This is a genomic window from Streptomyces sp. NPDC052773 (assembly GCF_044547145.1).
Classification (GTDB): domain Bacteria; phylum Actinomycetota; class Actinomycetes; order Streptomycetales; family Streptomycetaceae; genus Streptomyces.
Window position 1 is genome coordinate 698,733 of the sequence record NZ_JBITZX010000001.1, and the last position, 13,663, is coordinate 712,395.

The 13,663-nt window shown below is 74.2% G+C and carries 11 protein-coding genes; 3 read left to right on the forward strand and 8 right to left on the reverse strand.

Features of this window, described 5'->3' with window-relative positions:
* Positions 1-27: 27 nt before the first annotated feature.
* The gene (locus tag ACIG0D_RS03270) at positions 28-1,869 is read right to left on the reverse strand and encodes a trypsin-like peptidase domain-containing protein (protein WP_399795956.1); all 1,842 of its coding nucleotides are present in this window, start codon (positions 1,867-1,869) and stop codon (positions 28-30) included.
* Positions 1,866-2,198, reverse strand: a complete 333-nt coding sequence (locus ACIG0D_RS03275) for a CU044_2847 family protein (RefSeq protein WP_365763635.1) — start codon at positions 2,196-2,198, stop codon at positions 1,866-1,868. Before ACIG0D_RS03275 ends, ACIG0D_RS03270 begins: the two co-directional genes overlap by 4 nt.
* A gap of 211 nt (positions 2,199-2,409) precedes the next feature.
* Between ACIG0D_RS03275 and ACIG0D_RS03280 the strand changes: the two genes are divergently transcribed.
* Positions 2,410-6,093, forward strand: coding sequence for a S8 family serine peptidase (locus tag ACIG0D_RS03280; protein ID WP_399795957.1), 3,684 nt, complete (start codon positions 2,410-2,412; stop codon positions 6,091-6,093).
* 81 nt (positions 6,094-6,174) lie between these two features.
* On the opposite strand, the gene ACIG0D_RS03285 is transcribed toward ACIG0D_RS03280, so the two are convergent.
* Both ACIG0D_RS03285 and ACIG0D_RS03290 read right to left on the reverse strand, forming a co-directional pair.
* Positions 6,175-7,542 carry a carboxyl transferase domain-containing protein gene (locus ACIG0D_RS03285; protein WP_399795958.1) on the reverse strand — a complete coding sequence of 456 codons (1,368 nt, stop codon included), beginning with the start codon at positions 7,540-7,542 and terminating at the stop codon, positions 6,175-6,177.
* Entirely contained in the window at positions 7,535-8,983 is a 1,449-nt protein-coding gene (locus ACIG0D_RS03290) for an acyl-CoA synthetase (protein ID WP_399795959.1), read from the reverse strand. The genes ACIG0D_RS03285 and ACIG0D_RS03290 overlap by 8 nt, the downstream gene beginning before the upstream one ends.
* Positions 8,984-9,175: 192 nt before the next feature.
* Here ACIG0D_RS03290 and ACIG0D_RS03295 point away from each other — a divergent pair, with 192 nt between their 5' ends.
* Positions 9,176-10,051, forward strand: coding sequence for a RimK family alpha-L-glutamate ligase (locus ACIG0D_RS03295; protein WP_399795960.1), 876 nt, complete (start codon positions 9,176-9,178; stop codon positions 10,049-10,051).
* A 45-nt stretch (positions 10,052-10,096) separates the two neighbouring features.
* Here ACIG0D_RS03295 and ACIG0D_RS03300 read toward each other — a convergent pair whose 3' ends face one another.
* The 4 genes from ACIG0D_RS03300 to ACIG0D_RS03315 are packed head-to-tail and all read right to left on the reverse strand — an operon-like array spanning position 10,097 to position 12,458.
* Positions 10,097-10,585 carry a hypothetical protein gene (locus ACIG0D_RS03300; RefSeq protein WP_399795961.1) on the reverse strand — a complete coding sequence of 163 codons (489 nt, stop codon included), beginning with the start codon at positions 10,583-10,585 and terminating at the stop codon, positions 10,097-10,099.
* Positions 10,586-10,642: 57 nt separating this feature from the next.
* Positions 10,643-11,182 carry a GNAT family N-acetyltransferase gene (locus tag ACIG0D_RS03305; protein ID WP_399795962.1) on the reverse strand — a complete coding sequence of 180 codons (540 nt, stop codon included), beginning with the start codon at positions 11,180-11,182 and terminating at the stop codon, positions 10,643-10,645.
* Positions 11,179-12,171, reverse strand: a complete 993-nt coding sequence (locus ACIG0D_RS03310) for a hypothetical protein (RefSeq protein ID WP_399796347.1) — start codon at positions 12,169-12,171, stop codon at positions 11,179-11,181. The genes ACIG0D_RS03305 and ACIG0D_RS03310 overlap by 4 nt, the downstream gene beginning before the upstream one ends.
* Positions 12,168-12,458: a hypothetical protein gene (locus ACIG0D_RS03315; protein ID WP_399795963.1), complete on the reverse strand. Its 291-nt coding sequence runs from the start codon at positions 12,456-12,458 to the stop codon at positions 12,168-12,170. Before ACIG0D_RS03315 ends, ACIG0D_RS03310 begins: the two co-directional genes overlap by 4 nt.
* Positions 12,459-12,657: 199 nt before the next feature.
* On the opposite strand from ACIG0D_RS03315, the gene ACIG0D_RS03320 reads away from it, so the two are divergent.
* Positions 12,658-13,656: a DUF6415 family natural product biosynthesis protein gene (locus ACIG0D_RS03320; protein WP_399795964.1), complete on the forward strand. Its 999-nt coding sequence runs from the start codon at positions 12,658-12,660 to the stop codon at positions 13,654-13,656.
* The last annotated feature ends 7 nt before the right edge of the window (positions 13,657-13,663 follow it).

Sequence of the window (13,663 nt, forward strand, 5' to 3'; positions counted from 1 at the left end):
GACGGGTCCTTCTCGTGAGGCGGGGGTTCAGGCGATGGACGCGGCGGGTTCCACGGGCGAGTGCAGGCAGGCCGCCGGCTCGGGGAAGCAGCGCGGGTCGTCCCACAGCAGCTGGAGGCCGTGGGCCCAGTGCCGGTCGGGTTCGTCGGCGGCCTCCGCGGTCTCGCGCAGGGTGCGGACATACCGGGGCAGGTCGCCGGGCGGCACGTCGGTGACGGACGCGGTCAGCTCGTCGAGGAAGGCGTCGCCCCCGCACGGGCCGTCGTGTTCCATGCCGGGGCAGCCGGCGCGCGGCCACAGCAGGACGGGCACGGGCAGGTTGAGTCCGGCCTCGAAGTGCTGCCGTACGGCGGTGGGCGGGGCGGCGTAGGCGGCCACCCCGGCCTCGTGGTCGCGCAGCCGCTTGCGCAGGCTCGGCGGGCGTTCCGCGGTGGCGCAGTCGACCCGGTGCGGGGCGCTGCCGTCGCGCGCGTCGAGCTTCTGCCACCTCTTGGCGAGCTGGTGGCGCAGCCGGCCGCTGCGGTGCCGGGCGCGGTCGGCGACGACGAGGGGATAGGCGCAGCCCAGCGGGGTCGGGTCGTCGGGGCTGCACTCCCAGCGGGCCACCGGCTCGTTGAGCCACTCCCTCGGCAGGACGAAGGTGATCAGCTCCTCGGCGTCCGGGGCGAGCTGGGTGAACGCCTCGTCGATGCGCTCCTGCACGAAGGCCCGCACCCCGGTGCGCGGCAGGCGGCGCGCCCCGACGGGGCGGCGGTGGCCGTCGCGGTACGCGGACACCTCGACGGTGACCTGGTCGGCGCCCGCGCCGCTGTGCTCGATCTCCACGACGATGGGCGACCAGGCGGCGGGCGTGTCCGCCGCGCCCGGGAACGGGAACGGGACCGGGTCCGGGACCGGGTCCGGGGCCGAGTCCGGCGCCGACGACGGCTCGGCCCCCTCGGCCCCCTCGGTCCGTTCGGCCCCCTCGGTCCGTTCGGCCCCCTCGGCCAAATCGGTCCGTCCGGCTCCCTCGGTCCCGTCGGTCCGTTCGGTCCGCGTGGCCAGCAGTTCCGCCAGCCGGTCCGCGAACACCGTCACCGCCTCCGGGTCCGGCACCTCCCACTGCACATACGCCGCCGCCCGCGCCGGCGAGTCGAAGCCGCCCTCCGGCAGCGGCGGTCCGAACGGGCCGACCGCGTCGACGTACAGCCGGTCGGGGTCGCACGGCAGCCCGGCCGCCCCGACCTGCCGGACCAGTGTGTACAGCCTGCGCCGGGCGTCCGCGTGATGCCCGGGCGTGGGCACCAGCTCGCCCAGCTCGTCCCAGTAGCGGGCCATGACCTCGGTGGGCAGCATCCGGCCCACCCGTACGCCCCGGTCGCCGGCGATCGCCGAGACCATGCCGACCACGGTGCCGTCGGCCAGGGTCGCCGCTGCCCCGCTGAACCCGGCGGCCAGCGGCTGCCCGTGCCCGGTCAGGGCCTCCAGCTGCACCCACTCCCCGGAGATCAGCGGCCCGGGCAGCGCCCGGTACTCGGCGAGCATGCCCTCGTCGTAGCCCTTCGGGAAGCCGTACGCCACCAGCCGGTGGCCGTCCCGCTCGGCGCCGGGCGGGGCGAACTCGGCCGGGGCGACCGGCACGTCCCGGGCCAGCTCCAGCACGGCGAGGTCGCCGGGGTCGGTGACGCCGCCGCGCCAGCCGCCGTGCACGGCCACGGAGGCCGGGACGGTGCCCAGGTCGCGCCGGCCCGGGAAGGTGACGGCGATCTCCGCGGTGTCGCCGAACCGTACGACGTGCGCGCAGGTGAGCACCCGGCGCGCGGAGACCAGGAAGCCCGCGCCGACCTCCTTCCCGCACACGATCCGGGCGTGCCAGGCGGACCCGCTCACGGGCGTCCGGCGGCCCGGTCCGGCGTCCAGCTCAGCCGGACGATCAGATGACCCTCCGCGGCCCCCTTGGCGATCACCGCCCCGGACTCCGCGCTGAGCTTCACGCCGAACTCCAGCTCCACCGCGTCCGGCCGGAGCGTGCCGTCCCGGAACACCCGCAGCGCGGACTCCGCCGCCGCGCGCACCCCGCCGAGCGCGCCCTCGAAGGTGCGCGCCGCCCGTGCGGGACCGTCGCCGCGCGCGACCAGCCGGGCGCCGTACTCGTCGTCGACGCCCTCCACGACGACCAGCGCGCCCTCCTCGGTCGTGAACTCCACCAGACCGTCCATGCGTTCGCTCGCTCCCCCGTGTGTGTGACGTGTGACCTCGGTGAACTCCATTGTTGCCGAGGCCCCTTGGCGGTGTCCCGGCTTCCGGTCCGCACCGTCCGCCCCACTGGCGGAAACCCGCCACAGCGCGAACCCGCCACGCACGGCCGACTCCCCTGCGGAGCACGCCCGTCGACACTCGTCCCAGCTACTCGACCGAGAGGGGCCTGGGGTGAGCAGAGGACCAGTGGGGCGCGGGGCGATCCTCCTGGCGGCGGGGCTCGTGCTCCCGCTGCTGCCGGCCGTGCGGGCGAGCGCGGCGGACCCGCCGGACCCGGCGGCCTCCCGGACGGCGAGCCCCACGCCCGCCACCCGGACGGCGAGCCCCCCGCCCGTCACCCGGGAGGCCGACGCCGCCCGCACCGTCACCCTCGTCACCGGCGACCGCGTCACCGTCACCGAACTCGGTGGCGGGAAGCGGACCGTGGAGGTCGAGCGGCCCCGGGGCGCGACCGGCGCGGTGCACACCCGCACCGCGAACGGCGCCCTGACGGTCGTACCGGAGGAGGCCCTGCCGTATCTGCGCGCGGGCACTCTCGACGAACGGCTCTTCGACGTCGACGCGTTGCTGCGGCAGGGACTCGCCGACGACCGCGCGGGGGCGCTGCCGCTGATCGTGACGTACGAGAAGGGCGCACGGGCCGTCACCCCGCGCGGCACCGAGCGGACCCGGGCGCTGCCCTCCGTGCGCGGGGCGGCCGTCGAGGCGGACAGGGGACGGGAGTTCTGGCGGGCGTTCACCCGGCGGGACGCCGGGATCGACGGTGTCTGGCTGGACGGGCGGGTCACGGCCGACATGGCCGAAAGCAACGCCCGGATCGGCACCCCGGTGGCCTGGCAGGCCGGGCTGACCGGCAAGGGCGTCACCGTCGCCGTCCTCGACACCGGCGTCGACGCGACCCACCCGGACCTCGCGGACCGCGTCGTGACGAGCCGGAACTTCGTCGAGGGGGAAAACCGGGAAGAAGACGTCGCCGACCGCAACGGCCACGGCACGCATGTCGCGTCCACCGTCGGCGGCAGCGGCGCCGCCTCCGACGGCGCCGAGCGGGGCGTCGCACCCGGCGCGGACCTCGCCGTCGGGAAGGTGCTCGGCGACCAGGGGTCGGGCAGCGAGTCGCAGATCATCGCCGGGATGGAGTGGGCGGTCCGCGAGGCCCGCGCCGACATCGTCTCGATGAGCCTCGGCTCCACCGAGCCGAGCGACGGCACCGACCCGATGGCGCGGGCCGTGAACACTCTCTCCGCCGAGACCGGCGCCCTCTTCGTCGTCGCCGCCGGGAACACCGGCGCCCCGTCCTCGATCGGCTCGCCCGGCGCCGCCGACGCGGCCCTCACCGTCGGCGCCGTCGACTCCGCAGACGAGGCCGCCTACTTCACCAGCGCGGGCCCCCGTCACGGCGACCACGCCCTCAAACCGGACCTCGCCGCCCCCGGCGTCGGCATCCTCGCCGCCCGCTCCTCGCTGAGCCCGGGCAGCGGCGCCTACACCTCGATGAGCGGTACGTCCATGGCGACCCCGCACGTCGCGGGCGTGGCCGCGCTCCTCGCCGAACGGCACCCCGACTGGACGGGCGCCCGCCTCAAGGACGCGCTGATGTCGACGTCCACGCCGCTGGACGCGTCCGCGTACACGCTGGGCGCGGGCCGGGTCAGCGTGCCCGACGCCCTGCGGTCCCCGGTGACCGCGACGGGCAGCGTCGACCTCGGCTTCCTCCGCTGGCCGTACGAGGCGAACGAGCCGGTGACGAGGACCGTCACCTACGCCAACTCCACAGACCGGCCGGTGGAGTTGAGCCTGTCCGTCGAGGGCGCCCCCGGTGTCGCCTCCCTCGCGGACACCACCCTCACCGTGCCCGCGCACGGCACCGCGTCCACCACCGTGACCGGGGACGGGACGAGGGCACCGGTCGGGAACACCAGCGGACGGATCGTGGCCGCCGTCGCCGGCACCCCGGTCGCGCACACCGCGTTCGGGCTGGTGAAGGAGGACGAGCGGTACACGCTGACCGTCCACGTCAAGGACCGCGACGGCGCCCCGGCCCCCGCCGACCTGCTGGTGCAGCGGCTCGCCGAGGGCGCCGACCCGGCACCCGCCCACGTCGGCGACTCGGGCACCCTGTCGCTGCGCCTCGCGCCCGGGACGTACAGCCTGACGTCCTTCCTCGACGTCCGCGGCGGCCACGGCGCCGACTCGCTCGGCCTCGGCTTCCTCGCCGACCCGGAGATCGTCCTCGACCGGGACCGTGAAGTCACCCTCGACGGACGCGAGTTGCGGGAGATCGCGGCCCGCGTCGACCGGCGCACGGAGACCCGGCAGCTGATCATGGAGTACGACCGCCGCGCGCACGGCGCCGAGCTGTTCGGCGCGGTGATGGTGCCGGTGAAGTACGACAGCGTCTTCGCCGCGCCGACCCGGAAGGTCACCCGGGGCGGCTTCGAGTACCGGACGGTGTGGCGGCTCGGCAAACCGCCGCTGGAGGTGCGGGGCGTACGCGACGCGCTCGCGCAGCCCGGCGGCACACTGCCGGAGGGGCGTGTCCGGCTGCCGCTGGCCGACGCCGGTTCCGGCCCGTTGGACGACGTGCGGGGCAAGGCGGTGCTGGCCGAGCTGACCGAGGGCACCGCACCGGCCGCGCTCGCCCGGGCCGCGCAGGAGGCGGGCGCCCGGGCGCTGTTCGTGACGGACGACGTGCCCGGCCGGCTGAACGCCTGGTGGGGCACCGACGACGGCGCCGACCGCCCCTTCCCCATCGCGACCCTCGACGCGGCCGACGCGGCCCGGCTGCGGGACACCGGGAGCGTCGACATGACGGGCACGAGGAACACGCCGTACGTCTACGACCTGTCGAAGGGCTACCCGGACGCCGTCCCCGACCGCGACCTCACCTACGCTCCCGGGTCCGGTGACCTCGCGGCCCTGCGGACCGGGTTCCACGCGCCGGAGCCCGTCCCCGGCGCCGAGTTCCGCTACTCGATCACCGACACGTTCCCCGTCGGCCTCGGCTTCAAGGAGCGCGTCGACCTCCCCGCCGAGCGGACCGACCACGTCTCCACCGAGCCCGGGCAACTGTGGCACGAGTCGGTGGACCTCGGCGACGGGGAGCTGGAGCAGCGCAGCGGGCTCGTCCGCTACCGGGGCGGCACCCGGCCCGTGCTGAACTGGTTCAGGCCCGTCTGGCACCCCTGGCTCGGCACCGGTCTCGGCTGGGGCCAGCAGCGCACCGGGAACCAGCTGCGGTTCAACACCCCCGGCTGGGGCGACTCCGGACCCGACCACACCGGCTTCGGCGCGGTGTGGGGCGGGGAGACCGGCATGTCCCAGACCACCGAGGTGTATCTGGAGGGGCGGCTGGTCGACCGGCGCGAGGGCAGCGCCGCGTATGTGTGGGACGCGCCCGCCGGGGAGCGCGTCTACACGGTGGTGACGGACACCGCGCTCGATCCGGCCCGCTGGGACCCGGCGACGAGGGGCCACACCGAGTGGACCTTCCGGTCCGCCGAGACGCCGGGGGACCGGAGCACGCTGCTTCCGCTGATCAACCTCGCCTTCGACCTCCCCACCGACCTCGCGGGGCGGGTGCGCGACGGGCGGGTGCCGGTGCGGCTGACCGCCGAGTACGTGCGGGGCGCGTCCGGCACCGGGACGCTGGGCGCCGGCGCGCTCGAAGTGTCGTACGACGAGGGGAAGTCGTGGCGCGAGGTCCCGCTGACCGGTGACGGGGGCCCCGCCGCCTGGCGGGGCGCGCTGAACGTGCCGGAGGGGGCGGCGTACGTCTCGCTGCGGGCGTCGGCGCGGGACGACCGGGGCGGCTCGGTGGTGCAGGAGATCGTCCGCGCGGCGCGCGTGCGCTGACACGCGGACGGCGCCGCCTCCGTGGGACGGGGAGGCGGCGCCGCTGCTCTCTATCGTTCGTCACGCGAGTCACATGCGATCTCAGGAGCGACGATCACCCGTTCCAGGGGACAACTGCTCGCCTGTTCGGACCCGGGCCACGCCCAGTCGCTCCAAGTCCTGTGGCCGGATGAGGAGTTGGTCCGCCGTGGCCTCCACTTCCGCCGGCGGGCGCTTGAGGATCGCCGCCGCCAGCTCCGGCGCGATGACGGAGAAGTAGCTGTCCGGCGTGGCCCAGGTGTTGCCGGGCGCCGCCAGCGCCAGCGCACCGCCCGAACCGCCCTCGCCGATCACCAGCGTCGTCACCGGCGTACGGGCGGCGGCCACCGCGCCGAACAGCTCCGCGATCGCCGCGCCCGCGCCCTGCCGCTCCGCCTCCGCGTCGTTGGCGGCACCCGGCGTGTCGACCAGCGTCAGCACCGGGATGCCCAGCCGGTCCGCGAGCCGGATCAGCCGGACGGCGGTGCGGTATCCGGCCGGGCGGGTCGCCGTGCCGGTCTGGGCGGCGTAGGCGACGGTACGGCCCTCGTGCGTACCGAAGCCGCACAGCATCCCGTCGTCGGTGCCGCCGCAGCGGTCGCCGCCGATCGCGACGCGCTCGCCGAAGTAGGCGTCCAGGTAACGCTCCGCGCGGGGGCGGTGGGGCGCGCGGGCACGCAGCACGGCGTCCCACCCCGTGGCGGGGAGATCGGTGGCGCCGAGGGGAAGGGGAGGAGGCGCGGGCCGGGCGGAGGGCGCCGTCAGCAGGCGCAGCCAGCGCCCGAGCGTCGCCCGCAGCTCCCCGGGCGGTACGACGGCGTCCGCCGCGCCCGCCGCGACCTGCGCCTGAGCCGTGTACGCCGCCGGGTCCGCGTCCGCCGGCCGCACCCGGGAGCCCGCGAAACCGACCTGGGCACCCGGCAGCGCGAGCACCACGTCCGCGCCCGCGCCCAGGGTGGCCCAGCCGCCGCCCGTCGTCGGATCCCGCAGGACCGCGATCTGCGGCAGCCCGGCCTCCCGGGTGAGCACCGACTGGCGGGCCACCCGCTGGAGCTGGGTGAGGGCGAGCATGCCCTCCTGCATCCGGCTGCCGCCGGTGGCGATCAGCGGCACGACCGGCAGTCGGTGCTCGCGCGCGTACGTGTACGCCGCCTCCAGCCGGTCCCCGGTGCGCTCGCCGAGCGAACCGCCGAGGAATCCGAACTCGAAGGCGATCAGCACGGCCCGGGTGCCCTCGACCTCCGCGGTGCCGCACACCACCGACTCGTCCTCGCCGGTGCGTTCGGCGGCGCGGGCGCGGGAGGCGTCGTAGCCGTGCCAGCCGAGGGGCCCGTCGGGCGCGGAGTCGCGCACCGGATACGGGAGTTCGCGGAAGGCGTCGGTGACGAGGCCGATGACCGCGCGGGCGCTTGGACGCGGATGCTCAGCCACGGCCCAGCGCCCGCTTCATGATCTTGCCCATGTCGTTGCGGGGCAGCACGTCGAGGTGGTGCACGACCCGGGGCCGCTTGTGCGGGGCGAGCCGCCGGGCCACGTGATCGGCCAACTCCTCCGGAGACGGCGGCCGTCCGGCGTCGGCGGGGACGATCCAGGCGACGATCCGCTCACCCAGATCCGGGTCGGGCTCCCCGGTGACGGCGGCCTCCCGCACCCCCGGGTGCTCGAGCAGGGCGTTCTCGATCTCCCCTGCGCCGATCTTGTAACCGCCGCTCTTGATCACATCGGTGGCCTTGCGTCCCACGATCCGCACATACCCGTCCGCCTCCCGCACCGCCATGTCCCCCGTGCGGAACCAGCCGTCGGCGGTGAAGGCGGCGGCCGTGGCGTCGGGCCGGTTCAGGTACTCGGTGAACAGATTCGGACCGCGCACCTGGATCTCCCCGACGGTTTCCCCGTCGTACGCCGTGAGAACCGTGCCGTCCTCCTCCACCAGCCGCAGCTCCACACCGGGCAGCGGCACCCCCACGGTCCCGGCGCGCGCCTCGCCGTCGGCGCGCACGCTGGTGTTCATCAGCGTCTCCGTCATGCCGTACCGCTCGACGACCCGCCGGCCCGTCGCCGCCGCGATCCGCTCGTGGTCGTGCACGGGCAGCGCGGCGGACCCGGACACCAGCAGCCGGGCGTTGGCCAGCGCCTTGACCAGCTCCGGATCGCCGGGCAACGCCTCCGCGATCCGGTGGTACATCGTCGGCACCCCGAACAGCATGGTCGCACCGGAGTTCAGCTCCCGGGCCACGCCGTCCGTGCCGAACCGCCCCAGATGCCGCACGCTCCCGCCGCGCCGAAGCGGCCCGAGAATCCCCAGCACCAGCCCGTGCACATGGAACAGCGGCAGCCCGTGCACCAGCACGTCCTCCCCGGTCCACTGCCAGGCGTCCGCCAGCGCGTCCAGGGTCGCGGCGATCGCGCGGCGCGGGATGACGGCGCCCTTGGGCGGGCCGGTGGTACCGGAGGTGTAGACGATCAGGGCGGGGGCGGCGTCGTCGGCGGGCTCCTCGGGGAACGGCCCGGCGGCGCCGGCATCGACGTCGATCCGCCGCAGCGTGCCCAAGGGGCCGGGGAGTTCCTCACCGGGCGCCGCGAGGACCGCCGCGGGCGCGCTGTCGCCGAGGATGTGCGCCAGCTCCTTCTGCCCCGACTTCGGATTCAGCGGCACCACCGGCACCCCGGCCAGCAGCGCGCCCACCACCCCGACGGCCGTCTCCAGCACCGGCGTCGCCCACACGGCGACCCGCCGCGCACCCCCCACCCGCCCGGCCACGGCACCCGCCGCCGAGGCGAGCTGCGCGTATGTCAGCGAACGGTCACCGAATCGAAGAGCGGGACGTGCACCGGCCGCACCGTCGGCGAGTGCGGGGAAGAGGGAGGACACGCGGCGTACTCCTTGCGACTAGGGGACGACACCACCGTTCCTATCAGGGACGCCTCCGTCACGTCCGGACGGTTGTTAGCCTGCGCCGGTCAGCCGTCGTCTCGGCCGCCGTCCGGGCCGCCCATCTCAGCAGCCGTCTCGGCAGCCGTCTCAGCGGTCGTCTCAACTGTCGCCCCGGGAGGGAAAGCAGTCATGTCGCCCCGAATAGCCCTCGTCACCTGCCGTCCCGGCCCGGAAGTGGCCGTCGACCGAGACCTGCCGGAGCTGGAACGGGCCCTGCGGGAGGCCGGCGCGGACGCCCGGGCCGTGGCCTGGGACGACCAGGACGCCGACTGGTCCGCCTTCGACCTGGCGCTGATCCGCTCCACCTGGGACTACAGCTGGCGGGCGGAGGAGTTCCTGGAATGGACGCGGAAGTGCCAGGCGGCGACCCGGCTGGCGAATCCGGCGGACGTGGTGCGGTGGAACGCCGACAAGCGGTACCTGGGGGAGCTGGCTGCGGCGGGCGTCCCGACGGTCCCCACCCGCTACCTGACCCCCGGCGACCCGGTGGACCTGCCCGACTCGCACGACTACGTCGTGAAGCCGACCTCCGGCGCCGGCGCCCGCTTCGCCGCCCGCTACACCCCCGACGAGCGGGACACGGCCCTACGGCACCTGGAGCGGATGCACGCGGAAGGCTTCACGGCGATGGTGCAGCCGTACATGCCGGCCGTCGACGTCAACGGAGAACGGGCGCTCCAGTTCTTCGGCGGACGCCTGCTGCACGCCAGCCGCAAGGGCGCCGTGCTCGCCCCCGGGACGCCGTACGACGCCCGCAAGGTGGCCCATCCGAGCCTGGAGCCGTGGGCCCCGACCCCCGCCGAACTCGCCGTCGCGGAACGCGCCCTGGCCGCCGTACCGGTTCCGTCGGCGGGTCTGCTGTACGCCCGCGTCGACCTCGTGGACGGGGAGGACGGGCGTCCGGTGGTGATGGAACTGGAACTGGTCGAGCCGAACCTGTTCCTGGGGCTGCATCCGGGGTCGGTGGCGGGGGTGGTGGAGGCGGTGCTGGGCGCTGCCCGGTGAGCACCGCGGCGGCCACCGGGTGAACACGGCGGGCGGGCGTCGCGATCACCCGCCCGGCGCGGCCTCGTACACCCGCAGCGGGTCGAGATGCAGCTCGTACGGCCCCATACAGTCGGCGGCGATCGTGGCCACCAGCGCGCCGCACCCGCAGGCCAGGTTGCGGCTTCCCGTCCCGAGGGGGCCGCAACATCCGTGGTGCGGCCCGAGATCCCCGGCCGGCCGCAGACCCGGCACGTCCGCCGGGTGCACGATCACGGAGTTCCGGGGCCCCGCGGAGACCATGCCGGTCATGTCGGCCGGCATGAGCAGAGCCCGCCCACCGCGCGCGGTCACCGCCCCGGACTCCGGCACCACGAAGGGCGCACCCCAAGGCTCGGGATCGACGGCGTAGCTCCCCCGAGGCACCGTGGAGGGCGCGAGCCCGGTCTCACGGTCCCGGTCCTTGTCGTGAACGGAGACGTCGGGGATGCGCGGCAGCCGGCGCAGGTCGGGAGTGAGGGGAGCGCCGCACCTCGCGCAGTGGAAGACCGTCATGGGGGCCGTTGTAACCCGTCGACGGCGTCGGTGGCGACGGGGATCCGCCGGTTTCTGTCAGTGAGTGGGGCGGATCATGACGGTGAGAACCGGGGAGGCTGGTGAGGGCTGGCTGTGTCCGATGTCCTCGTACCCCCACGACCGGTACACCGCGTGGACCTTCCCGTCACCAGCCGCTGGGTTGACCATGAGCGTTACGTACGGCTCCTCGCGGGTGGCGAGGAGGACGTCGTGAATGCGGCGTGCGGTTCCCGTGCCGCGCCAGGCGGGGCGTACGCCGATCTCTTTGAGAGCCACGGCTGGACGCTTGGTGTACTCGTCCGCCGGCGCCGGGGTGGTGCGCTGCCAGTAGCGGTCGCCGTGCTCGATGGTGTTTCCGTAGGCGTAGCCGACCGGGTGGCCGTCCGCGTACGCGAGGACGGCCATGAAGCCGGGCTCATCGCCGTGCCGGTCCAGGCGCTCACCGAATGCGGTGACGGCGTAGTTCGGCAGGTGGAGCAGCGGGGCGCGAACCTCGGCGTAGACATCGATCAGGTCGCCGCGGACATGGTCCAGTGTGGTGAATGTTCGGAGTTCGACGGCGGGGGCCGTGGTCATGCTTTGGTCCTCCAGGCGGCGACGTGCTCGGTCCAGGTCTGCACGGTGGGGCTACCGGGCGCGGTTGCGCGCAGAGCGGCCCCGAACTCTTGCAGCATGCGGGAAACCCGGGGGTGTTGGGTAGCGGCGTCCGCAGGGATCTTCATAGCGGTTGCCGTAGCGGCGTCGGCTTCGCCTTGGGCGAGCTGGGCGTGGGCGAGGCGGGTCGTGGCGATGGCGCGGGACCGGACCATGTAGGGCCGCAGGGCGGACAAGCACCGATGGGCGTGGAACTCCGCCGTGGGGTAGTCGCCGAGCGACAGGTACGCCGACAGGGCCAGGGAGTGCAACTCGGCCTCGTCGTAGAAGGCGAGCATCCACACCGGCCGGTATTGGTCGGGGTCGGCGCGGTACATGGCGTCGTGAGCCTGGTCGAACGCCCGGCGGGTGCCGGTGCGGTCTTGTGCCGTGCCAAGGATGGCTGCCTGACGGGCCAGGCCGAGAGACGCGAACATGGGATCGCTCCGCGTGATGTGCAGACCACGCGCCACATCGTTCGCGGCGAGGGCATCGGCAGGGCGGCCCATGTGCCGGTACATGGTTCCCGCGTGGCTCCAGATACGGAACTTGATCGCCTGGTCGCCGGACATCTCGGCGAGGGCTTGGGCCTCGCGCATGTGCCGCCGAGCGTCGTCGTACCGGCGGCCGTCGATCGCCGCCCACATCGCCGAGGAGCGGAATGAGGCCGCGCACGCGTACAGGCTGCTGCGTACGCGCTGGGTGGCGCTGCCGGCGTTCTGGAGGTTCAGCGCCTCGTCGGCCAGCGCGGCGGCCTGGTGTTCGATGCCGAGTTGTCCGCCGTGACGGTGGTCGCTGGCGATGATCTCGGCGAATCGGTGCCGGAGGCGGTCGACGTCGCTCATGCCGACACGGCGGGGTGCTGCGGTGCTGGGAGCGACCGCTGCTGCGGCGGCAGCGGTGATGCCGCCGACCAGGGTACGGCGCTTCAGTCGGGGTCCTCCTGCGGTGAGGCGGGGGTGGACTGAGCCCGGCGCCGTGGCACGAACCCCAAGGCGGTCGCGGGCAGGCCGGTGACGTCCTCAAGGGCCTTGCGGGTGGCCGACTTGGGCCATCGAACGCGACCTGCCTTCCAGGCGCGGATTGACGAACCGTCGAGGCCGCCGGGGCGTCCGGTCAACCGCTCCTGGGCCATGTTGACGGCCTCGGCCAGGCTGTTGGAGCTGTGGCCGTGTTCCTTCATCCACGCCTCAAGAACGGTATTGCGCGTGGTGTCCATGCACGCACCGTAGCCTCGCGGTTCCCATCCGTCAGCTCAATGATGGGTCAAATCGTCCTAGGAGACTCGCCGGCTTCCCTCCGAATAGTCCTAAGTCCCGCGCCGGACAAGGGGGTTGTCTAGGCGTCGGCGGCCCTGCCTTCGTCCCCCCCCGGCTGGCGGGGTTCGCCTTCTTCCGCTCTCACATCAAGGCGTGACGATGACCAGTTCAGGAAGTACGCAGGAGCAAGCCGCAGCCGCTGCGGCTGCCGGCACCGCCGACGGCATGAGCGTGGGATGGTCGAGTACGGCACGGAGCCTCGCCCTCGTCCCGCCCACGGGAGTCGTCCACACACGAGCGGTACGCGAGGCGGCCGTGGCCACCTGGTTACTGAGCTCTGCCGACGACCGGGCCCAGGCGCGCGCCGAGTGGGACGAGACCGGTCTCGCCCTCCTCAGGTGCGGAGGTCTGTTCACCGCCGTACGCATCGAGGCGGACCTGGTGCACGCCGCGGCAGGCACAACCGAGTCGGCGGCCGTCGACGCCTACCTGGACGCGGCGTTGCTCGGCGGCCCTGTATTCGCCGACCGGGGCAGCGGCCGCTTCTACGTCCTCGTGCCCCCGAGCGCAGCGCGGCGCCTGGAATGGGTCCAAGGCCGACACCCGGGGGCGACATGCCTCGCCCCGGGCACGTACCTGGGTGTGCCTCGCCCCGACCTGGTCGGCCCTGTACCGGCCTACCCGTCCTGGTGGTGTGTGCAGATGGATGGCCCGGGAGCGCTGTGCGACGCTGACGCCGTTTCCCGGCTCTGTGGCTATGCCCGCCACCGGCTGCTGATGGCCGAAGCCCGCGACGGTGGTGATGAGACGCCACCGATCGATGTGGAGTGCGTCCGGAGTACGTGCCAGCGCGCCCTGTGGGACCCGACGCCGACCGACCGAGCGGAGACGGCGGACCTCATTCGGACGCTCGAGGGGCACATCCGGCAACTCTCGCCGCTGGTGGCCGCTCTCGTCCCGCGGCTGCGGCGGAAGGCGATCCGGGACACGGCGATCGTGGTGCTGCGCAAGGTCGATGAGGTGCTCGGTGAGCGTGAGCCGTCCGTGGATGCCACCCGCCGACTCCACGACGTGGGCGTGGTCGCGCGGACGCTGGTCGCGATGTTCGAGCATCCCGGCGACCTGGAACCGTGCAGTACGCGCTTGGACTTCCGCTGACGGTCAC

Excerpts from the sequence above, each read along its gene's own strand:
- ACIG0D_RS03300 (WP_399795961.1), bottom strand. The coding sequence starts at position 10,585 with ATGACGGTCTTCCACTGCGCGAGGTGCGGCGCTCCCCTCACTCCCGAC.
- ACIG0D_RS03295 (WP_399795960.1), top strand. The coding sequence starts at position 9,176 with ATGTCGCCCCGAATAGCCCTCGTCACCTGCCGTCCCGGCCCGGAAGTG.
- ACIG0D_RS03305 (WP_399795962.1), bottom strand. The coding sequence starts at position 11,182 with ATGACCACGGCCCCCGCCGTCGAACTCCGAACATTCACCACACTGGAC.
- ACIG0D_RS03320 (WP_399795964.1), top strand. The coding sequence starts at position 12,658 with ATGACCAGTTCAGGAAGTACGCAGGAGCAAGCCGCAGCCGCTGCGGCT.
- ACIG0D_RS03275 (WP_365763635.1), bottom strand. The coding sequence starts at position 2,198 with ATGGACGGTCTGGTGGAGTTCACGACCGAGGAGGGCGCGCTGGTCGTC.
- ACIG0D_RS03315 (WP_399795963.1), bottom strand. The coding sequence starts at position 12,458 with ATGGACACCACGCGCAATACCGTTCTTGAGGCGTGGATGAAGGAACAC.